This is a genomic window from Novosphingobium sediminis (assembly GCF_007991615.1).
GTDB classification, from domain to species: Bacteria; Pseudomonadota; Alphaproteobacteria; order Sphingomonadales; family Sphingomonadaceae; genus Novosphingobium; species Novosphingobium sediminis.
On the sequence record NZ_BJYR01000002.1, the window covers coordinates 236,402 to 257,409 of the forward strand.

Sequence of the window (21,008 nt, forward strand, 5' to 3'; positions counted from 1 at the left end):
CGAACGTCCCCGACAACCGGCAGCCAGCCGATCGACAAGGAGAACGGGCATGGAATTGTCCGCCTGCATCGAATGGCAGTTTGCCGAAGGTAATGACAATCTCGCTGACCGGGTCCGCGCAGCCAAGGCAGCCGGACTTGGGCACGCCGAATTCCACCTCTGGCGTGATAAGGATATCGCGGGCCTTGCCGCCGCGCTTGCAGAAACCGGCGTCAACCTCACCGGCCTGTGTGTCGACCCTCGCCGCTCCATCGTCGATCCCGCGCAGCATGAGGAAATGCTGCAGGCCGTCGCCGATACGCTGGCCGTGGCGAAAACCGTTGGCTCCCCGCCCCTGATCGTTGCCTCGGGCTTCACCCGCGAAGGCGTCTCGCCCGAAGAGCACAAGGCCGAAGCGATCAAGGTCCTGCGCCGCGCAGCAGACCTTGCCGAAGCCGCCGAAGTCACTCTCGTGCTCGAACCGCTCAACGACCGCGTCGAGCATCCCGGCATGTATCTCGTCGATACGGCGCTCGCGCTCGATATCATCGAGGCCGTCGCCAGCCCGCGCCTGAAGCTGCTCTTCGATGTGTACCATAGCCACGTGATGGGCGAGGATATGCGCACCGTTCTTGCAGGCCGCATCCACCTCGTCGAGCATGTGCAGGTGGCCGACAGCCCCGGCCGCAACGAACCCGGCACCGGCACGATCGACTGGCCTGCCGCAATCGAAACCTTGCGCGATCTCGGTTATGCCGGCGCGCTCGGCCTTGAATACCGCCCGACCATGGAAGCCACTGCCTCGCTCATGGCGACGCGGGCCGCGCTCGGTGTCTGAGGGGGCCATGCGGCTCTCGCTGGCGGAGCGGGCCAGCTACGGCTTCGGCGATTTCGGCTACAGCCTTGCCTACAACATGGCAGGCGCGTTCCTGCTCTACTACTACACCACCGTCGTCGGGCTCCCGGCGGCGGCGGTCGGCACGATCTTTCTCGTAGCGCGGCTGCTCGATGCGGTGATCGATCCGCTGGTCGGGATCGCTGTCGACAAGACGCGCAGCCGCTGGGGTCGCACCCGGCCCTATTTTCTTTTCACCGCAGCCCCTTACGTCGCAGTCTTCATTGCCACGTTCAACGTCCCGCACTGGAGCGAAGGCGCGCAGCTCGTCTACGCGTTCCTCACTTTCAAGGCTCTGGGGATCATCATGAGCCTCGGCTCGATCCCTTATACCGCGCTGATGCCGATGATGACGGACAATCCGGCAGACCGCCTTCGGCTCGGCGGCTGGCGTTCGATCGGCACATCGGTGGGCGTCATACTCGGCACCGCCGCCACGATGCCGCTGGTCGGCGCGCTCGGCGGCGGGAGCGAAGCCGCCGGTTTCTCGCGCACCTGCCTGCTCTTCGGTGCCTTGTCGCTTTTCGCGCTCGCCATGCTGTTCCGCAATTGCCGCGAACGCATCGCCGACGCAGCCCCGGCGTCCGCTTTCCGCGTTCTTCCCGCCGTGGGCCAGATGCTGCACAACCGCGCCTGGGCGGTCTGCTTTGGCTTCTGCCTCCTTTATTTCGTGCGCTTCGGCGCCATGCTCGGCCTGACGATCTTCTACGCCAAGGATGTCGTGCAGAAGCCCTGGCTCATCCCGGTTATGTTGCCGATGGTCTCGGGCGGCCTCCTCCTTGCTGCATTCATCGCCCCGCCGATCCTTGCCCGCACCGGCATCCGCAAAGGCTGCATCGGCGCCGTCGTGCTGGCACTCGCGCTGCTTGGCATGATGTCCGCGCTCGACCATGCGGCTGACCTGCGGATCGGATCGCTCGCAGTGCCGCCATTGCTGCTTCCCTATTTCGCGTTTTCCATCGTCACGTCGGTCACGATCACCGGCATCTTCTCGATGGCCGCATCGACTGCCGATTATCATCAGGCGCTTTACGGAGTGCGCCGCGAGGGACTGCTTTCTTCCGGCATCAGCACCTCGACCAAGGTTGGCATGGCAGTCGGCAGCGCGCTCGGCGCCTTTGTCCTCGCCTGGGCGGGCTATGCCCCTGATGCCGTCAGCGAGGCCGCCCGCGCCGATATCCGCGGCGCCTACTTCCTCGTCGCCGGCATCCTGCTCGCGGCGCAGGCCGCCGTCGTCTGGTTCTGGCCGATGGACGGCGCGTGGCGCGATCAATTGCGTGCGAAGGTGGCTTGACTCGGCACCACTATTTATAGAATACAAATTCTAATATTAACGCCGGGAACCGCAGGCAGCCACGCGATTCCATGTCACGATCAGAGCGGCGCTTTGGCAGCCGCCTCAGGGGAGAAAGCACTATGCCGATCAAGCGCGGCGTAAGCCTCTACAGTTTTCAGAACGACACCTTTCAAGGCAAGATGAGCCTGGAAGACTGCATCCGCACTTGCGCAGAAATGGGCGCAAACGGCATCGAAGTCATCGGCGAGCAGACCTTCTGGGGCTGGCCCGAAGTTGGCGTCGATGATGCGGAAATCGCCAACTGGCATCAGCTGATCGCCAAGTACGACTGCGTCCCCGTCAGCCACGACTTCATGCTCGATTACAAGCGCTACAAGGGCCGCGAGATGCCCTTCGAAGAGCAGGTCGCCAGCGTGAAGAAGGACATCGATTTCGGCGCCCGCCTCGGCGTGAAATACATCCGCGCGCTCGTCTCGATCGCGCCGGAAGTGCTCGTTGCCGCCGCGCCTTATGCCGAGGAAAAGGGCATCAAGATCCTCATCGAGGTCCATGCCCCGCTGCATTTCGATCACCCGTGGATCATCCGCCACGCCGAAGCCTATGAGAAGTGCGGCTCCGATGCGCTGGGCTTCCTGCCTGACATGGGCATGTTCCTTCACGCCTTCCCGCCGGTGTGGAAGGAAAAGTTCATGCGCGTCGGCGTGCCGCAGAACATCGCCGACTACATCGTGAAGGCCTACGAAGACCGCGTCCTGTCGGAATACGTCATCCTCAACGTCCAGCAGATGGGCGGCGTCGGCCCCGCCATCGCGATGGCCGAAACGCTGCGCCACAACGCAGCGTTCGAGCCGAAGCGCATGCTCGATTACATGCCGCGCATCCACAACATCCACGGCAAGTTCTACGAGATGACCGAAGACTACGTGGAACCTTCGATCCCCTACGACGAGATCGTCAAGGTGCTCCAGCAGGGCGGCTATGATGGCTACATCTGCTCAGAATATGAAGGCAATCGCTGGATCGAGGACCTGATGGAGCCCGACAGCGTCGAGCAGGTCCGCCGCCAGCAGGTCATGCTCGCGCAGCTCCTCGGTGAGCCCACCCCCCAGCTCAGCGCTGCTGCCTAAGGAACCGATCCCATGATGGACAACAAGATGATCGTCGAGGGCAGCCTCGAGACGAGCGACGTCGGCTTCGCCTTCTACGGCCGCCTGCCCTACTACCGCGGCCTTGGCCTCTCGATGGTCGAGGACATCCAGATCACCGTGGACGGCGAACTCATCCCCCGCGCCGATGTGCGTTTCCACGTGCGCGGCAAGACCTACACGCTGGACCAGATGGAAACCGTCTACAACGACCGCTGGAACTTCGGCGAGAAGGCCAAGATCATCGCGATGAAGCCGGGCGGCCTCCCTGCGGGCGATCACAAGATCGAGTTCGCGGTCCGCATGCGCGTGTCCTACCTGCCCTTCGTCCCCACGACGAAGGACACCAAGGTTCTGGCCCTCGCCGCCTGACCTGATGATGACCACGCTCTCGCTCGATCAAGCTGCCCTGTTGACGGCGGGGGCTGCGATGTGGGCCACGCCCGCTGTGCCCGAAGCCGGCATCCCTTCGTTCACCATGAGCGACGGGCCGATGGGCATAGCCAGCGGCAAGGTCGACGAGCGTGACGTCGCCCGGCTGTCCCCCTGCGCCACGGCGCTCGGGGCCAGTTGGGACGTCGATCTCGCGCGCCGGATCGGCACGCTGGTCGGGCAGGAGGCGGTGGGGCGCGGTATCGACATGGTGCTCGCCCCCAATCTCAACCTCGCTCGCAGCCCGCTCGCAGGCCGCGCCTTCGAGTATTTCTCCGAAGACCCGCTCCTTGCCGGCGTTTTTGGCGCGGCATGGATCGGCGGTCTGCAATCCACCGGCACCGGCTCTTGCGCCAAGCACCTTGTCTGTAACGACAGCGAGACTGCGCGAGACACCGTCAATGCCATGGTCGATGAACGCACCCTGCGCGAAGTCTACCTCCTCCCGTTTGAATTTGCCGCAAGCGCCGGCTGCGCGGGGATGCTCGCCGCCTACAACCGCGTGAACGGCAACTACTGCGCCGAACAGCACCACATCCTCACCGAAGTCGTGAAGGGCGAATGGGGCTATCAGGGCGTCATCATGTCCGATTGGTTCGGCACCCATTCCACCGCGCCTACGCTCGCCGCCGGGCTTGATCTGGAAATGCCGGGTCCGGCCCGCTTCCTTGGCGCCAAAGCCGCCACGGCGGTTGCGGACGGCACGCTTGGCGAAGCGCGCGTGCAGGATGCTGCGTCGCGCGTTGCTCATGCGGCACAGCGCGTCACCGGCGCCAAATCCCAGCCGCTTGGCGAAGCCGAGATCACCGCGCTGCTGGAGGAGGCTGCCGCCGCCGGCATGGTCCTCCTCAAAAACGAGGCCGCACTCCTCCCGCTCGATCCCAAGGCAATCAGGACGCTCGCCGTCATCGGCCCCAACGCCGCAGCACCCTGCTTTCAGGGCGGCACGTTCGCCAAGATCTCGGTCCGCCCGGACCTCGCCTCACCCATCGATGCCATCCGCGCCCGGTTTGGCGCGCAGTGTGAAGTCCTGTTCGAACCCGGCGTCGATCCTGCCCCACGCCTGCCGCACATGCCCGTCGTCCCCGCGCACGACATCGGCGATGGCTGCACAAGCGGCATGACGCTCGAATACTTCGCCACCCCCGATTGCAGCGGCGCGCCGCTCACACGCGAAACGCGCGACACCAATTCGCTCGTCTGGTTCGCCGGAATGCACGATCAGGCCCCGTTTGCCGTCGGCGGATCGATCCGCGCCTCGGGCCGCTTCACCGCCGCAAAGGCTGGCACCCACCGCTTCCACCTCGGCGCCACCGGCGTCTCGCGCCTGCTCGTCGATGGCCGCGAAGTCCTCACCACCACCGAATGCCCTCCGGGCGACACGATGGGCGTGCTCAAGGCGGGCGACAGCGAAAGCGCGCCGATCGACCTGATCGAAGGCCAGACCGTCAGCGTCGTTGCCGAATTCACCTTCACCGGAGCCCGCGTCCACGGCCTGTGGTACGGCATCCGCACTCCCGGCAGCGGCGAGGAACTGCTTGCCGCCGCCGAAGCCGCCGCTCGCGCGGCCGATGCCGTCGTCCTCATCGTCGGCGAAACATCGGACAGCTCGGTCGAAAGCAAGGACCGCCCCGACACGCGCCTCGCTGCCAGCCAGCTCGAACTTATCGCCCGCGTCACTGCAGCCAATCCCCGCGTCGCCGTCGTCACCAATATCGGCCACGCCTATGATGCATCATGGGAAGACGCCGCCGCCGCGCACCTCGCGACATGGTATCCTGGCGAAGGCTTTGCCGCCGCGCTCGCCGCGGTACTTGCCGGAGACCGCGAACCGGGCGGCCGCATGCCCGTCACCATCGCCCGCGCGGAGGCTGACTATCCGGGCTACGACTTGCAGCCCGGGGCTGATGGGTCGCTCCCCTACAGCGACGGCACGCGCATCGGCTACCGCGGGATCATCGCCGCGGGAAAGACCGCGCGTCACACACTGGGCGCCGGGAAAGGCTATGCGCGCTTTGAATGGTCGCACCCGGAAGTCACCGCAGAGGGTGTGACGCTCACCGTCACCAACCTCTCGTGCCGCCCCGGCGCTGATATCGTGCAGGTCTACCGCGACACCCCCGAGCCCACCCTGATCGGCTTTGCGAAGGTTCATCTGGAGGCAGGTTGCGCCGCACTCGTCACCATCCCGCTCGCCCGCCGCCGCTTCATGACATGGGGTGCGCAAGGCTGGCAGCAGCTCTCGGGCGCCACCCGCGTACGCATCGCACGCCATGCGGAAGATGCCGGGACCACGCTCGACATCGTTGTCGAAACGCTTGAGCTTCATGCACCCTAGACCCACAACGAGCACGAGGGAGAAGGATCAGTGACTCGTCTGCGCATGGCCATGATCGGCGGCGGTCCGGGTGCTTTCATCGGCCCGGTGCACCGCATCGCGGCAGAGCTTGACCGGGAGATCGAGCTGGTCGCCGGGGTGTTTTCCAGCGATCCTGCGCGAAGCCGCGCCGGTGGCCTCGCCTACGGGCTCGATCCGGCGCGCACCTATGGCAGCCTCGCGGAAATGCTCGCTGCCGAGACCGCGCGCGCGGATGGCGCGCAGTTCGTCGCCATCGTCACGCCGAACCACGATCACCTGCCTTCCGCCAAGGCCGCGCTGGCCGCAGGCCTTCCCGTCATCAGCGACAAGCCGATGACCGCAACGCTGGCGGAAGCGCACGAACTAGCGGAGGCGGTCGAAGCGTCCGGCCTGCCCTTCGGTCTCACCTACACCTATTCCGGCTACCCTCTTGTGCGCGAAGCCCGCGCCCGCATCGCTGCCGGTGCGCTCGGCAAGGTGCGCAAGGTCGTTGTTGAATATCCGCAGGGCTGGCTCGCTGGCCCCGCCACGGGCAAGCAGGCCGAATGGCGCGTCGATCCCTCGCGCGCCGGGGCGGGCGGCTGCATCGGCGATATCGGGGTCCATGCCTTCCAGTTGGCCGAATTCGTCACCGGGCTGCATGTCAGCGAACTCCTCGCCGATCTCGGCGCCGTGGTTCCCGGCCGCCAGCTCGACGATGACTGCTCCGTCCTCCTGCGCTTCAACAACGGCGCGCGCGGCGTCCTTCTCGCCAGCCAGATCGAAGTCGGCGAGCTCAACGGCCTGCGCATCCGCGTCTACGGCGAAACCGGCGGCCTCGTGTGGAAGCAGGAAGAGCCGAATGCGCTCATGCTCCACCATCTCGATGGCCGCAGCGAAGTGATCCGGGCCGGCACCGGCCTGCTTGGACCCGATGCCGCGCGCCGCACCCGCACCCCCGGCGGCCACCCCGAAGGCTATCTCGAAGCATTCGCCAACCTCTACCGCGATTTTACGGAACGAGTGCGCGGCGGCGAGGCCCCTTTGCTCCCCGGCGTAGCCGAAGGCCTGCGCTCCATGGCCTTTATCGACACCGCCGTCCGCGCCAGCGCCGCGCGCGCGGGCTGGACCCCGCTTTCCGTCTGAGGACACACCCCATGAAGACGATCAAAGGCCCCGGCATCTTCCTAGCCCAGTTCGCTGGCGACGCCGCGCCGTTCAACAGCCTGCCCGCCATCGCCGATTACATGGCTGGTCTGGGCTACAAGGGCCTCCAGATCCCCAGTTGGGATGCGCGCCTGTTCAACCTCGATCTCGCGGCGGAAAGCCAGACCTACTGCGACGAGATCAAGGGTATGCTCGCCGACAAAGGCCTCGAAATCACCGAGCTATCGACCCACCTTCAGGGCCAGCTCGTCGCCGTCCACCCCGCATTCGACGCGCAGTTCGATGGCTTCGCGCCCGCCGAGGTTCATGGCAATCCCGCCGCGCGGCAGGAATGGGCAGTCCGGCAGGTCAAGAACGCCGCCGTCGCCAGCCGCCGCCTTGGCCTTGCCGCCCACGCCACGTTCTCCGGCGCGCTCGCGTGGCCCTATTTCTACCCTTGGCCTGCCCGCCCTGCCGGCCTCGTCGAGGACGCCTTCGCCGAGCTCGCCAAGCGCTGGAAGCCGATCCTCGACGTCTTCGAGGACAATGGAGTCAATGCCGCCTACGAGATTCACCCCGGCGAAGATCTCCACGACGGCGTGACCTTCGAGCGCTTCCTTGAGGCTGTGGGCAATCACCCGCGCGCCAATATTCTCTACGATCCCAGCCACTTCGTGCTGCAATGCCTCGATTACCTCCAGTTCATCGACATCTATTACGAGCGCATCAAGTGTTTCCACGTGAAGGACGCCGAGTACCGCCCCAATGGCCGCTCGGGCGTCTACGGCGGCTATCAGGGCTGGGTCGACCGCCCGGGCCGGTTTCGTTCGCTGGGGGATGGGCAGGTCGATTTCGGCGGGATCTTCTCGAAGATGGCGGCCAACGATTTTGCAGGCTGGGCCGTGCTCGAATGGGAATGCGCGCTCAAGCACCCCGAAGTCGGCGCGGCAGAAGGCGCGCCCTTCATTGATCGGCACATCATCAAGGTCACCGAACACGCTTTCGACGACTTTGCCGCTGGCGGGGCTGACCGCGCGCTCAATCGCCGCCTGATGGGGATCGGCGAATGACCGGCTGGAGCCGCCGCAGCTTCCTCGGCGCCGCCGCGCTCGTTGCCATCCACGCAGCCGCACCGAGCGGCGCTGAGGTGCTTAGGAGGCTCGACTCCGACGAAGAGCCGCCCCCCCATTGCCGGATGTTGATGCGGCAGGTGGCCGATCTCGTCATTCCTGACACCGATACACCGGGGGCAGGTGCAATCGGCGTTGGCGATTTCGTGCTTGTCGGGCTGGCCCACGGCCTTGAAGGGACGCGCCTTCCGCCAAAGGCCGAGTTGGCTGCCGCTCCCTCGTTCGCACCCTATATGCGCAAGGATGGCAGCCTCGATCATGCCGGATGGCTGGAAGCGAAGCTCGGGCAAGATTGGCTTTCCCAATCCCCCGCGCGCCGCGAGGAAATCCTTGTCGCGCTCGATGCTGCTGCCTTCAAAGGTGATCCGACCGCTGCCCCATGGCGCGCGATCAAGGCGCTGATCCTCACCGGCTACTACACCAGCGAAGTCGGCGGATCGCAGGAACTCAACTACGAACTGGTCCCCGGCCGGTTCGATCCCAAGGTGCCCGTAAAGCCAGATACGCGTGCCTATTCCAGCGACTGGACGGCAGTGGACTTCGGATGATGGAGAAGGGCTCCCACTTTGATGCGATCGTCGTCGGCTCCGGCATCACCGGCGGCTGGGCGGCCAAGGAACTCACCGAGGCGGGCCTCAAGGTCCTGCTCATCGAACGCGGCCGCAAGATCGAGCACCAACTCGATTACGAAACCGAGATGAAGGCACCGTGGGAAATGCCCTTCCGCGGTGAAGGGAACGCGGATCTCTACGCCCGCGAATACCCGGTCCAGCGGCTCAACCGCCACTTCACCGAGTTTACCCAAGGCCACTTCGTCAACGACGCGCAGAACCCCTACCAGACCGGGCCTGACACAGCCTTCACGTGGTTCCGCAGCTATCAGCTCGGCGGCCGTTCGCTGACTTGGGGCCGCCAGTCCTACCGGTGGTCGGACTACGATTTCGGCGCGAACAAGCGCGATGGCCACGGCACCGATTGGCCGATCCGCTACGCCGATCTCGCGCCGTGGTACGACAAGGTTGAGGAGTTCATCGGCGTCTCCGGCGCGGCAGAAGGCCTGCCCCAGCTGCCCGATGGCAAGTTCCAGCCCCCCTTCGCGCTCAACGTCGTCGAGCAGGCGGTGCGCGAGCGCATATCTGCCAACTGGCCCGAACGCCGCCTCACCATTGGGCGCACCGCCAATCTTACGCAGGAGAAGGATGGCCGCGGCCCGTGCCAGAGCCGCTCGATCTGCGCGCGCGGTTGCTCCTACGGCGCCTATTTTTCGACGCAATCGAGCACGCTGCCCGCCGCGCAGGCGACCGGCAACCTCACTCTGATTACCGACGCGGCTGTCGAAAAGATCGACTACGATCCCAAGACCCGCCGCGTCACCGGCGTCCGCTGGATCGACAGCAAGACCAAGACCCGCTATCAGGCGACCGCGCGGCTGGTGTTCCTCAATGCCGGTGCCTTCAACTCGGTCCACCTGCTGCTGAATTCGGCCAGCGAAGCCTTGCCCGGCGGCCTCGCCAACAGCAGCGGCGTGCTCGGCACCCACATCATGGACCACGCCAACACGCTCTCTGCCGCCGCGATCATGCCCGGCTTCGAGCAGTGGACCACCTTCGGCAACCGCCCCACCGGCGTCATCATCCCGCGCTATCGCAACATGGACGCGATGGACGGCGCTGGCCACACGCGCGGCTTCTCGTTCCAGGGCGGCGCGCTGCAATCGACTTGGACCGCGGGCAAGCGCGAAGCCGGGATTGGTGCCGATTACAAGCGGCACCTGCAAAAGCCCGGCCCATGGCGCATGGTGCTCGTCGCCTTCGCCGATTGCGTCCCGCGTGCCACCAACCGCCTCACGCTCGATCGCACCAAGGTCGACGCCAACGGCATTCCGCAGCTGCACATCGATTTCGCGTTCGGCGCGGAAGAAAACGCCGCGCTCGCGCAGGCCAAGGCCGATGCCACGGAAATGCTCACCAAGGCTGGCGGCCACGTGATGTTCGGCTTCGACCGTCCCGGGCCGGGCGGCACCGCGATCCACGAAATGGGCGGCGCGCGCATGGGCCATGATCCGGCGACTTCGGTGCTCAACAAGTGGAGTCAGGCACACGATATCGCCAATCTCTTCGTGACGGACGGTGCGCAGATGGCCTCGTCCGCCTGCCAGAACCCCTCGCTCACCTATATGGCGCTGACCGCGCGGGCTGCTGCCCATGCCGTCTCGCTCCTCAAATCGAGTGCAATATGACCGCTTACGTCAAGCATGTCTGGTACATGGCTGCGTGGGCCGACGAGATCGTCGGCGATGCGCTGCTCTCGCGCACCCTGCTCGGCAAGCCCTGGCTGATCTGGCGCAAGGCCGATGGCTCGTATGCGATGATTGCCGACCGCTGCCCGCACCGCTTCGTGCCGCTTTCGATGGGCACGCGCGTGGGGGATACCGTGCAGTGCCGCTACCACGGCCTCGGCTTCGATGGCACGGGCGCCTGCGTCCACTCGCCCTTCCCCGGTGATCCGCCCGCGCATGTCAGTTCGCCCTCGATGCCGATTGTCGAGAAGCACCGCGGCCTCTGGTTCTGGCCCGGTGATCCTGCCTTGGCCGATCCTTCAAAGATCCCGGACTTCAGCTTCCTTGATGAAGATCGCGGCATGTATCGCGGTGTCCTGCGCATCGAAGGCAACTACGAGCTCATCACCGACAACCTCATGGATCTCACCCACGCCGAGTTCCTCCATATCGAGACCTTCGGCGTCAACGGCTCGATCTTCCATGGCGAGCAGACTGTCCGCCACGATGATGATGGCGCGATCTGGAACAACTGGGACATGACGGATGCCGAGGCGCCCGAATGGTCCAAGCCGATGCTCGAGCCCGGCGCGAAGATCGACCAGTGGCTCTACATGCGCTGGCACGCGCCCGCCTCGATGGCGCTCACCGTGGGGCTCGCCAAGGCTGGCACCCAGCGCGCCGATCTCATCGTCCCGCCGATGGTCAACCCGCACATCATCACGCCGGAAACGGCGACGTCCTCGCACTATTTCTACGATCACGAGGATAACGAGCAGGCCGCCACCATGGCGCGTCAGGTTTTCGTCGAGGAAGACGAGCCGATGATCGAGGCCGCCCAGCGCGCTCTGGGCGATCAGGACTTCTGGGACGCGCGCCCCGCCATCCTCAAGACCGACGTCGGCGCCATTCGCGCCCGCCGCGCGCTGATGCAACTCCGCAAGGCTGAGGAAAGCGCAGCGGCCTGAGCGATCAGGCCGCCGCTTTCCGTGCCGATCCCGAAAGCACCGCCAGCAGCAGAACCGCGCCCACCGCGCTGACAATTCCCGCCACCAGGAACGCGCCCTGCATCGTCCCCATCGCGCCGCGCAGCACGCTCACCAGCAGCGGCGAGGAAAACTGCCCGAAGAAGAACGTCGCCGTCCAGATCCCCATGCCGCGCCCGCGATGTGCAAACGGCAGCTGGCTCTGCGCCCATGCGATCAGCGTGGGGATCGCCATGCCTGCCCCCGTCTGCTGCAGCGCCATGCCAAGGATCATGCCCTTCCAATCGTGAGCCAGCCCCATCGCGGCCAGCCCCGCGCCGAGGAAACCAAGGAAGATCGCAATCAGCGTGGGCGAGCCGACACCCTTCGCGCCCAGCCACCAGAACAGCGTCGCACCAACTAGAATGAACAGCGTCGGCAGTGCGGTGATCTGGCCGATGCTCTGCGGATCGGTGACGCCCAGTTCCTGCCAGACCGTCGCGCCATTGACGATGAACACATAGTAGATAGCCGAGGTGAACAGCGTGAGCCCGGCAATGCCGAGCATCGCTTTCCAGGGGAACCCATCCGCGCGTTCTTCGTCCATGCCGAGCATCATGCGCACGGTCGCATCGCTCGAAGGTTCGAACATCCAGCGTACCATCGCCGCCCAGATCGGCACCGCGAGCAGATAAAGCAGGAAGATGCCGTTCCAGCGCCACGCCGTCATCGTGCCGGCAAAGAAGATCATCACCGAAGAAAGCGCGGGCCCGACAAGGCCCTGCAGCGCCAGCCACTTGCGGCGGCCGTCATCCGGCCAATAATCGGCGATCAACGTGTTGACCGTGGTCAGGATCACCGCCTCGCACAGCCCGAGCAGCAGGCGCGAGGCATAGATGACGTTGAGGTTCTCGAGGAAGAACGGCGCCGCGCCGATCAGGCCGTAGAAGAAGGTCGAGACGAGCAGCAGCTTCCGCCGTCCATAGCGGTCGACCATCAGACCGGCAAACAGCGCCACCAGCGCAATCGTCAGTCCCGGCGCGGTGACCATCGAGGGCACTTTGGTCGGCGCGGTCGGATCGGTCGGAGCGAAGTGGCCGATGATGGCCGGGATCGCCGGGAACATCGTCACGATCGCCAGAATCGGCAGGAAGCCCGCAATGATGACGGTCAGGCCCTGCGGCAAGCCGGCTTTGCGCCCGGCCATCGGTGTACTTGCCAAGGTATTCTCCCGAAACAATTTTTGTGCCGCAGGTGAGCTGTCATTCTCACAATAACCTGCGCCGTACGCTTGACCATAGGCGACATCCGCGCATAATAGAAGCATGATTTTAATTTGACCGAGCGTGCAGCCTCGGCAGACATTCCGCCACGGGCGGCTGACGGGGACAACGACAAGGCAATGACAGCGCATCAGGCGGCACCGGCCGCGGCCTCAGGCAGCAAGTTGCCGCACGAACTCGATGACCGTCAGCGCTCGCTCGCCTTCTTCACCGTGCTCACTGCGGTCGTGCTCGAAGTGGCCGACACAACCATCGTCAACACCGCGCTGCCAGCGATCCGCGATGGCCTTGGCGCATCGCCCGCCGCGATGCAGTGGATCGTGGCGGGCTACCTGCTCACGCTCGGCTCTCTGCTGCTGCTCGGCGGACGGCTAGGCGATGCGTTCGGCCACCGCCGCCTGTTCCTCAGCGGTGTGGCGAGCTTCGTTGCCGCTTCCGCGCTCTGCGGCCTTGCCCCCACCCCCGGCGTGCTCGTCCTCGCCCGCGTGCTGCAGGGCGCGGCGGGCGCGATGATGGGGCCGCAGACAATGGCCATCGTCCAGCTGCTCTACACCCCGCTCGAACGCGTGAAGCGCCTTGCCTTTTTCGGCATGATCATCGGCCTTGCCGCAATCGTCGGCCCGATCATCGGCGGCTTCCTGATCGAGCTCAACCTGTTCGGCCTCGGCTGGCGGCTGATCTTCCTCATCAACCTGCCTGTTGGCCTCTTTGCGCTGGCGATGGGCCGCATCACGCTCCCCCGCACCGGTGAGGAGCATCGCGGCCTCGCCATCGATCTTGCCGGCGCGGCGCTTTTCGCCTTGGGTTTCGGCCTCATCCTCTTCGCGCTGATCCAGGCGCATGAGAACCTCGGACCGGCTGCGGCTGCCGCAATCTTCGCGGGCGGTCTCGGCGCGGTGATGCTTGGCGTGCGGCGTTCCATCGCTCGCCGCTCCGCCGGCCTTCCCGCCATGGTCGAACCGACCCTCTTCGCGCTCCCCACCTTCCGCTACGGCGTGATCGCCGCAATGGCGTTCAACAGCGGCTCGGTCGGCTTCCTGATGATCTTTGCAGTCGCGCTCCAGCAAGGCCTTGCGCTCACCCCGCTCAAGACGGCGCTGATCCACATTCCCTTCGGCCTTGGCGTGATGGTCGCCGTCGGCCTCCTCGTTCCGCGCCTGCTCCCCCGTATGGGGCGCCTGCTGCCCATGGTCGGCGGCATGCTGATGGCGGTCGGCATCGTGAGCACACTCGCACTGATCCACGCAGCTGTGGCCGGCGGCGCGCTGCTGATCGCCACACTCGCCCTCGCCGGCATCGGCTTCGGCACACTGTCCGGCCCGCTTGGCCCCATCGCCGTCTCCGAAGTACCCCGCACCCACGCGGGCACCGCCAGCGCCACGATGCGCACCGCGCAGCAGCTTGGCGGCGCGCTGGGCATCGCGCTCGTCGGTTCGGCTTACTTCGCGGTGGGCGGCCACGATGCGGCGGCGCGGCTTGCAGGATTGGTCCCCGGCGCGATCATGGTTGCAGCGCTGCTCTCCATTGCCGTCGTCGCCGTCTCACGCCTGCCAGCCACATTGTTCGGAGCCGAGCGCAAACCTGCGGCGGATTGACCTCGCAGACATTCATCGGCATTGTCGATTGGAATAAAATTAAATCCATCTGCCAAACAGATAGATAATCATCGCGGGAGATTATATGGAAGTGAAATCCGTTCGCCGCGTGGTCACCGGCCACGACGCATCCGGCCGTGCGATCATTCAGGAAGACGGTACCGTCCCCCGCGTCCAGCAGGTCGGCGGCGCGATCGGCCCGATGTTCCATGAAGTGTGGAACACGCCGCAGACCCCCGCCTTCATCGACGCTGCCTCGGGCGAGCCGCATGAGGCCGGCATCGTCCTCGCCCCGCCGAAAAACGGCACCCGCATCCGCGTGCTCGACATTCCGCCCGAAGGCGACGGCATCCGCAACATGACGCCAGAGGAAGCCGCCGCGCACTTCGCCGAAATCGGTGCCGGCCACGCCTCCAACGCCGCCAAGGAAGGCGCGCGCCACGCGCTGATGCACCGCACCGAAACCATCGACTACGGCATCGTGATCGAGGGCGAACTCGTGCTCATCATGGATGAGGGCGAGACCACGGTTTACCCCGGCGACATCGTGATCCAGCGCGGCACCAACCACGGCTGGGCCAACCGGTCCGACAAGAACTGCCGCATCGTCTTCGTGCTCATCGACGGCGAGTTTGCTCCGGAACTGAAGGCATGAGGCTCGCCACCCTCCGCGATGGGACGCCCGATGGCGCGCTCGCGCTCGTCTCGGCAGACGGGACGCGCGTACTGCACGTCGGCGGCAACCTCCTCTCCGCCATGGAGGATTGGCCCGCCGCGCAGGCCCGGCTCGAAACCGCTCAGGCCCGTCTCGAAGCGGGGGAAGGCGAAACCACAGACGACGCCGATTTCGCAGCGCCCCTGCCGCGCACATGGCAGTGGCTCGATGGCTCGGCCTTCACCACGCATGGCGATCTCATGGCCGTGGCCTTCAACCACGATCCCCTCGGTAACGAGCGCCCGCTGATGTATCAGGGGCTGTCGGACCGGTTCTACGGCCCCGCCGATCCCGTGCCCTTCCCCGCCATGGAACACGGCATCGATTTCGAGGGCGAATTCGGCGTAGTCGTCGATGCCGTGCCGATGGGCACCAGCGCCGCCGAGGCCATGAAGCACATCCGCCTGATCGTGCAGATCAACGACTGGTCGCTGCGCGCCATCGCGCCCATCGAAATGAAGACCGGCTTCGGCTGGGTTCAAGCCAAGCCCGCCTGTTCGATGGCGCCCTTCGCCGTCACGCCCGATGAACTCGGCGACGGGTGGAAGGATGGCCGCGTCGGCCTCGATCTCATCATCGACTGGAATGGCAAGGAAGTCGGCCGCGCCAATGGCGCCGCGATGGCCTTCGGGTTCCATGAACTTGTCGCCCATGCCGCGCTTACCCGCGATCTTGTCGCCGGAACGGTGATCGGCTCGGGCACGGTCTCCAATGCCAACTACGCCGAAGTCGGCTCCAGCTGCATTTCCGAAATCCGCGCGATCGAGATCATTGCCCACGGCGCGCCGCAGACCCCGTTCATGGCCTTTGGCGATACCGTGCGGATGACGGCGGTGGACGATACGGGCCGCGCTCCGTTCGGCATGATCGATCAGGAAGTCGCGAAGGCCTAGCATTTCCGGGCCGCCCGGGTGTAGGAACATGCCAAGCGTTCCCACCAAGAGGCGGCCCCACTTCCATGACCAGACCCAAGCGGGCCACCATTGTCGATGTCGCGCGCATGGCCGAAGTCTCGGCCAAGACGGTCAGCCGCGTCGTCAACAACGAGCCCCATGTCACCGAAGCGGTAAAAACCCGGGTGCACGAGGCGATGCGTGCACTGCGCTATCATCCCAATGTCGCGGCGCAGGGCCTTGTCCGCAGCCGGTCCTACCTGATCGGCCTGGTCTACGAAAAGCCGAGCCCCAGCTACGTCGTCGAACTCCAGAAGGGCGCACTGGAGCGGCTCCACGGCGAACGCTTCCGCCTAGTCGTGCTGCCGGTGGAATCCGTTACCGAGCGCGAGGATGAAATCATCGCGCTGCTGCGCTCCGCCGCGCTCGATGCCGTGCTGCTCGCGCCGCCAGCCTCGGATCATGCCGGGCTGATGGCCGAACTGCGTGAGGTGGGCATGCCGTTTGCGCGCATTTCCCCCACGCGCCTGCTTGGGCAGGGGGCTTCGGTGGCGATGGACGATGTTGCTGCCGCGCAGGAAGCCGCCGAACATCTCGTCAAGCTCGGCCACAAGCGGATCGGCGTCATCAAGGGTGATCCCAGCCACGCCGCCACAGACGCGCGGCTTGTCGGCACGATGCAGGCGCTCGCCAAGGCGGGCATCATGCTGCATCCCGAACTGATCGAATCCGGTCAGTTCACCTTCGATTCCGGCCTCGCCGCCGCCCGCCGCCTGCTCGCGCTAGATCCGCGGCCGACAGCCATCCTCGCGCAGAACGACGACATGGCCGCCGCCGCGATCACCGCCGCGCGCGAATGCGGCCTGCATGTGCCCGAAGACCTATCAGTCGTCGGCTTCGACGATTCCGATATCTCGCGCGTCGTCTGGCCGCCGCTCACCACGATCCGCCAACCGGTGGAAGACATGGCCTACCGCGCGATGGACATGCTGCTCGGCGCCCTCAAGGGCGAACCGGAGGGGGGCGACGTCCAGCTTGCCCACGAACTGCTGATCCGCCGCAGCACCGCGCCGCCGAAAGCAGGCTGATTGACCGGCAGCCATTCCATACCCCGCTCATCCTGAGCTTGTCGAAGGATGCTGGCACAGCCGCCGGGTATGATGCTTCGACAAGCTCAGCATGAGCGGGTGATGGAGACCAGGCGAGCGTGCCTAGAGCGTTTTCGAACCAGATGGAATCATCCGGTGACTCGGAAAACGCTCTAAAACAATAACCTAGAGTGATCCGTTCGATGCAGTCGGAACGGATCGCTCTAGTCCGCCAGCGCCAGATCGTCGAACGATAGCAGAGCCGCCCCCACTGCCGATGCATCTTCGGCCAGCGCAGCGGGCGTGACCGGCGCAATCGCCGGGGCATCCCGCCCACCGCTGCGCAGCATCAGGTTGGTCCGCTGGGTCAGCCGCTCCAGCAACGGCATCGGCAGCCGGCCGCCCACCAGCACCACGCCGGGATTGATAAGCAGGTTCACTGCCACCAGCGGCTGCACCAGCGCGCGGGCGCATTCCTCGATCCAGTCGTCAAGCACGCGCTGGAGCGCCGCATCGGCCGCACTCGCCTCGCCCTGCGCGAAAGGCGCGCGTCCCGCTTGCTGCAACCGCCGATTGAGCCCGGCTATCGAGACGATGGACTGCAGCGGCACCACGGCACCACCCTCGCCCGGCACACCCATGAACCCGATCTCACCGCTGCGCCCGTCTGCGCCGCGATCATAGTGCCCGCCGACGACCAGTCCGCCGCCGAGGCCGTAGCTGATGAGGATGTAGAAGAAGCTCTGCTCGCGCTGCCCCCGGCCAAACTGCATTTCGCCGATCGCCGCCGCCGCCGCATCGTTCTCGATGAAGATCGGTTTCCCCAAAGGCTCGGCAAACAAGGCTTCCAGATTGGTCGCGGACCACTGCACATAATCGCCCGGCATACCCGGCAGATCGACGACCCCAAGCCCGTCAGGCAGCGCCAGCCCGATGCCGGTGATGGCCTCTGCCTCGACCCCGGCCATCGCCAGCAGCTTGTCGAGATTGCGGCGATAAAATGTGCGCACCTGCTCGGGCAGGGCAAAGGCGACCTCGGAATCGAGCCGCGCCTTCACCGTCCCGGCAAAGTCTGTCAGCACCATCGTGATGTGATCGCGGTCGACGTTGAGCCCGATGGCATGCGCGCCCTCGGCATTGATGACGAGCCGCGTCGCGGGCTGCCCCCGCCCGCCGCGCTGCATCCCGGCGGTGCGCAGCAGGCCGCGCTCCATCAGGCGGCGGGTGATATTGGTGACGGTGGGATGGGCAAGGCCCGTCTGCCGGGCAAGCTCCGCCTTGGTCAACGTGCCCTGTGCCCGGATCGCGCGCAGCACGATCTGCGTGTTGTGCGCCCCCGCATCCTCAATCGTCGCGCCGCGATAGCCGCTGCGCGTCAGCCCCAGATTCACGCCTCCCCATCCTCCAGCACATCGAGCGCGATCGCCAGCGCGCCCATCGGTCCCGCCTGATCGCCCAGCTGCGGTGCAGCAATCGTAAAGGGCGCCTGCGCATAGCCGCCAAGGCTCGCGCGCACAGCAGCATCAACCCGAGCCACCAGCGCGGGACGATTCACCAGCACGCCGCCCCCCAACGCAACGCGTTCAGGTACCCCGGTCAACACGATGGTATGGACGAGCCGTGCAAGAACATGGACGAATGGATTCCATATCGGATCCATTTCGTCCAGACCCTCACCGCTCTTGCCTGTGCGTGCCGCAAGCGCAGGCCCGGATATCAGACCCTCCACGCAGCCGCCGTGAAATGGGCAAATCCCCGGTGTGTCGTCACCCGGCGCCCGGTCCACAAAAATGTGCCCCATTTCACTGTGTGCACGCCCGGCCATGGTCCGCCCGCCGATCACGAGCCCCACGCCGACGCCGGTGCCAACCGTGATGTAGGCATGGTTCGCCATTTCCTGCGCCCCGCCCCAGCGCCCTTCCGCCAAGGCCGCACCGTTCACATCGCTGTCCAACCCGACCGGCAGCCCATAACGCTGCTGCAAATGCGCGGCGAGGCCGAAGCCCTGCCACCCCGGCTTGGGCGTGGCCAGAAAAGTGCCGAAATCAGGCGCGGCGCGGTCCGTGCGGATCGGTCCGAAAGCGGCCACGCCTATGGCCCGAACCGGATGCGCGGCCACCCATTCGTCAAGGATCGCGACAAGGTCGTCCACCGTCGTGCCGGCATCCCGTGTCGACACGCGGCGCTGATCGACGATGTCACGCCCTTCGGCCAGCGTCGCGACACATTTCGTGCCGCCGAGTTCGAGGCCGGCGATCATGCCCCGCCCCACGTTTGCTTGAAGTTGGGCCGACCCTTGAGTGCGGGATCGAGCAACCGCGCCAGCATGTCCTGATGCGTCGGCGCGGCCTGACGGTAGCGCCCCATCACCTCGCTGATCTGCCCGATCACCTTGCGCACCTCGCCAAACGGAGCGGCATCGGCCAGCGGATCGAGCGCTTCCGGCACGATGCCCATGCCCGCCGCCACGAAGAACCAGCTGATATCCGCAAACAGCTCGCGCCGCCGCGAAACGATCCGGCCCGTCCGCCTGAACAGTTCAAGCTTCGCCGCAAGGCTGTCCGGCAAGGGGTTATGGCGGATCTCGTCCCAGAACGGCTCGCCATGCCGCCGGTTCGGAACATAGTGGAGCAGCAGGAAATCGCGGATATGCGCGTATTCATCCGCCGCCTCGCGGTTGTAGGCCGCGCTGAGCGCCGAATCGCAGTGCCGGTCCGGAAAGTAATCGAGCAGGCGGTTCAGCGCGGTGTGGATGAGGTGGATGCTCGTCGATTCCAGCGGCTCCAGAAATCCGCTCGAAAGCCCGACTGCAAGGCAGTTCTTCACCCACATCGCCTTGCGGTGCCCGGCAGTGAAGCGCAGGAACCGCGGCTCGGCCAGCGCCTCACCCGCCGCCGCGCCGCGCAAGGTCTCGGCCGCCTGCTCGTCGCTCACGTGGCGGCTGGAATAGACATAGCCATTGCCCACCCGCGATTGCAGTGGAATGCGCCAGCGCCATCCCGCCTCGTGCGCAGCGGACACGGTATAGGGCGCGGGCGGCCCAACGGTTGCCGTGGGCATGGCGACCGCGCGGTCGCAGGGCAGCCACCTCGTCCAGTCCTCATAGCCCGCGTGGAGTGCTTCCTCGATCAGCAGCCCGCGAAAGCCCGAGCAATCGATAAAGAAATCGGCCTCGATCCGCCGTCCGTCAGCCAGTTGTACCGCGGCAATCGCACCGTCTGCAGCGAGTTCGCACCCGGCAATCCGCGCATCGATGTGCGCCACCCCTCGCGCGGTCGAATGCTTTTTCAGGAACGCGGCCACCAGCCCCGCATCGAAATGCAGCGCGTAGTTGAGCGCCCCGCCCGGGTAGCTGCCATCGGGCGGCGGAAACGCAAACTTGCCGTCCTGCGCCAGCGCAATCGCCGGGCAGAGATCGGCAAAGGTCTCGCCATGCCCCGCCGCCTTGTTCTTCCACCAATAGTGGTGAAACGGCCGCTGGTTGATCGTGACTCCAAGATTGCCGAACGGATGCCAGTAGGAATGGCCCCGCTCCAGCCAGTCATCAAAGCGGATCGCCAGCTTGAACGTTGCCTGGCATTGGCGAATGAATTCAATCTCATCGATGCCGCAATGCGCAAGAAACTCGAACACCGGCGGGATCGTCGCCTCGCCCACACCGACGGTGGGCACGTCGCTCGATTCGATCAGCGTGATTGAGCAGCCCGACGGCCCGAGCACGGCCGAAAGCAGCGCCGCCGCGGACCAGCCCGCCGTGCCGCCGCCGACGATCAGAATGGAGCGTATGGGATCAGGGGTCATCATGGTTCTGGTGCGATGCTGACGGTCA

At 65.7% G+C, this 21,008-nt stretch carries 18 protein-coding genes; 14 read left to right on the forward strand and 4 right to left on the reverse strand.

Annotation, left to right across the window (positions count from 1 at the left end; genetic code table 11):
* Positions 1–49 precede the first annotated feature (49 nt).
* The 10 genes from NSE01_RS02120 (at position 50) to NSE01_RS02165 (ending at position 11,608) form a co-directional block, all read left to right on the forward strand.
* On the forward strand, positions 50–817 hold the full coding sequence (locus NSE01_RS02120; RefSeq protein WP_147157968.1) for a TIM barrel protein: 768 nt from the start codon (positions 50–52) through the stop codon (positions 815–817).
* Positions 810–2,168, forward strand: coding sequence for an MFS transporter (locus tag NSE01_RS02125; protein ID WP_246134984.1), 1,359 nt, complete (start codon positions 810–812; stop codon positions 2,166–2,168). The genes NSE01_RS02120 and NSE01_RS02125 overlap by 8 nt, the downstream gene beginning before the upstream one ends.
* 122 nt (positions 2,169–2,290) lie before the next feature.
* Positions 2,291–3,298 carry a sugar phosphate isomerase/epimerase family protein gene (locus tag NSE01_RS02130; RefSeq protein WP_147157969.1) on the forward strand — a complete coding sequence of 336 codons (1,008 nt, stop codon included), beginning with the start codon at positions 2,291–2,293 and terminating at the stop codon, positions 3,296–3,298.
* Between the two features lie 12 nt (positions 3,299–3,310).
* Positions 3,311–3,688 carry a C-glycoside deglycosidase beta subunit domain-containing protein gene (locus tag NSE01_RS02135; protein ID WP_147157970.1) on the forward strand — a complete coding sequence of 126 codons (378 nt, stop codon included), beginning with the start codon at positions 3,311–3,313 and terminating at the stop codon, positions 3,686–3,688.
* A gap of 7 nt (positions 3,689–3,695) precedes the next feature.
* A complete protein-coding gene (locus tag NSE01_RS02140; protein ID WP_147157971.1) occupies positions 3,696–6,086 on the forward strand; it encodes a beta-glucosidase in 2,391 nt (796 codons plus the stop codon).
* Between the two features lie 45 nt (positions 6,087–6,131).
* Positions 6,132–7,232: a Gfo/Idh/MocA family protein gene (locus tag NSE01_RS02145; RefSeq protein ID WP_147158029.1), complete on the forward strand. Its 1,101-nt coding sequence runs from the start codon at positions 6,132–6,134 to the stop codon at positions 7,230–7,232.
* Between the two features lie 11 nt (positions 7,233–7,243).
* Positions 7,244–8,302, forward strand: coding sequence for a sugar phosphate isomerase/epimerase family protein (locus NSE01_RS02150; protein ID WP_147157972.1), 1,059 nt, complete (start codon positions 7,244–7,246; stop codon positions 8,300–8,302).
* The gene (locus tag NSE01_RS02155) at positions 8,299–8,910 is read left to right on the forward strand and encodes a gluconate 2-dehydrogenase subunit 3 family protein (RefSeq protein ID WP_147157973.1); all 612 of its coding nucleotides are present in this window, start codon (positions 8,299–8,301) and stop codon (positions 8,908–8,910) included. Before NSE01_RS02150 ends, NSE01_RS02155 begins: the two co-directional genes overlap by 4 nt.
* A complete protein-coding gene (locus NSE01_RS02160) occupies positions 8,910–10,601 on the forward strand; it encodes a GMC oxidoreductase (protein WP_147157974.1) in 1,692 nt (563 codons plus the stop codon). The genes NSE01_RS02155 and NSE01_RS02160 overlap by 1 nt, the downstream gene beginning before the upstream one ends.
* Positions 10,598–11,608 (forward strand): Rieske 2Fe-2S domain-containing protein, encoded by a 1,011-nt coding sequence (locus NSE01_RS02165; protein WP_147157975.1) that lies wholly within the window; start codon positions 10,598–10,600, stop codon positions 11,606–11,608. The genes NSE01_RS02160 and NSE01_RS02165 overlap by 4 nt, the downstream gene beginning before the upstream one ends.
* Before the next feature lie 4 nt (positions 11,609–11,612).
* On the opposite strand, the gene NSE01_RS02170 is transcribed toward NSE01_RS02165, so the two are convergent.
* The gene (locus tag NSE01_RS02170) at positions 11,613–12,827 is read right to left on the reverse strand and encodes an MFS transporter (protein ID WP_246134986.1); all 1,215 of its coding nucleotides are present in this window, start codon (positions 12,825–12,827) and stop codon (positions 11,613–11,615) included.
* 114 nt (positions 12,828–12,941) lie between these two features.
* On the opposite strand from NSE01_RS02170, the gene NSE01_RS02175 reads away from it, so the two are divergent.
* The 4 genes from NSE01_RS02175 (at position 12,942) to NSE01_RS02190 (ending at position 17,179) form a co-directional block, all read left to right on the forward strand.
* Complete coding sequence (locus NSE01_RS02175) at positions 12,942–14,483, forward strand: MFS transporter (RefSeq protein ID WP_147157976.1); 1,542 nt, start codon at positions 12,942–12,944, stop codon at positions 14,481–14,483.
* A gap of 85 nt (positions 14,484–14,568) precedes the next feature.
* Positions 14,569–15,138, forward strand: coding sequence for a cupin domain-containing protein (locus tag NSE01_RS02180; protein ID WP_147157977.1), 570 nt, complete (start codon positions 14,569–14,571; stop codon positions 15,136–15,138).
* Positions 15,135–16,091, forward strand: coding sequence for a fumarylacetoacetate hydrolase family protein (locus NSE01_RS02185; RefSeq protein ID WP_147157978.1), 957 nt, complete (start codon positions 15,135–15,137; stop codon positions 16,089–16,091). The genes NSE01_RS02180 and NSE01_RS02185 overlap by 4 nt, the downstream gene beginning before the upstream one ends.
* Before the next feature lie 65 nt (positions 16,092–16,156).
* Entirely contained in the window at positions 16,157–17,179 is a 1,023-nt protein-coding gene (locus NSE01_RS02190; RefSeq protein WP_147157979.1) for a LacI family DNA-binding transcriptional regulator, read from the forward strand.
* 224 nt (positions 17,180–17,403) lie between these two features.
* Here the strand turns inward: NSE01_RS02190 and NSE01_RS02195 are convergent, their stop codons facing one another.
* From NSE01_RS02195 to NSE01_RS02205, 3 genes are read right to left on the reverse strand one after another with little or no spacing between them, the layout of a single operon-like run.
* Positions 17,404–18,570 (reverse strand): ROK family transcriptional regulator, encoded by a 1,167-nt coding sequence (locus tag NSE01_RS02195; protein ID WP_147157980.1) that lies wholly within the window; start codon positions 18,568–18,570, stop codon positions 17,404–17,406.
* The gene (locus NSE01_RS02200) at positions 18,567–19,439 is read right to left on the reverse strand and encodes an ROK family protein (RefSeq protein WP_147157981.1); all 873 of its coding nucleotides are present in this window, start codon (positions 19,437–19,439) and stop codon (positions 18,567–18,569) included. Before NSE01_RS02200 ends, NSE01_RS02195 begins: the two co-directional genes overlap by 4 nt.
* Positions 19,436–20,980, reverse strand: coding sequence for a tryptophan halogenase family protein (locus NSE01_RS02205; protein WP_147157982.1), 1,545 nt, complete (start codon positions 20,978–20,980; stop codon positions 19,436–19,438). Before NSE01_RS02205 ends, NSE01_RS02200 begins: the two co-directional genes overlap by 4 nt.
* Positions 20,981–21,008: the final 28 nt, after the last annotated feature.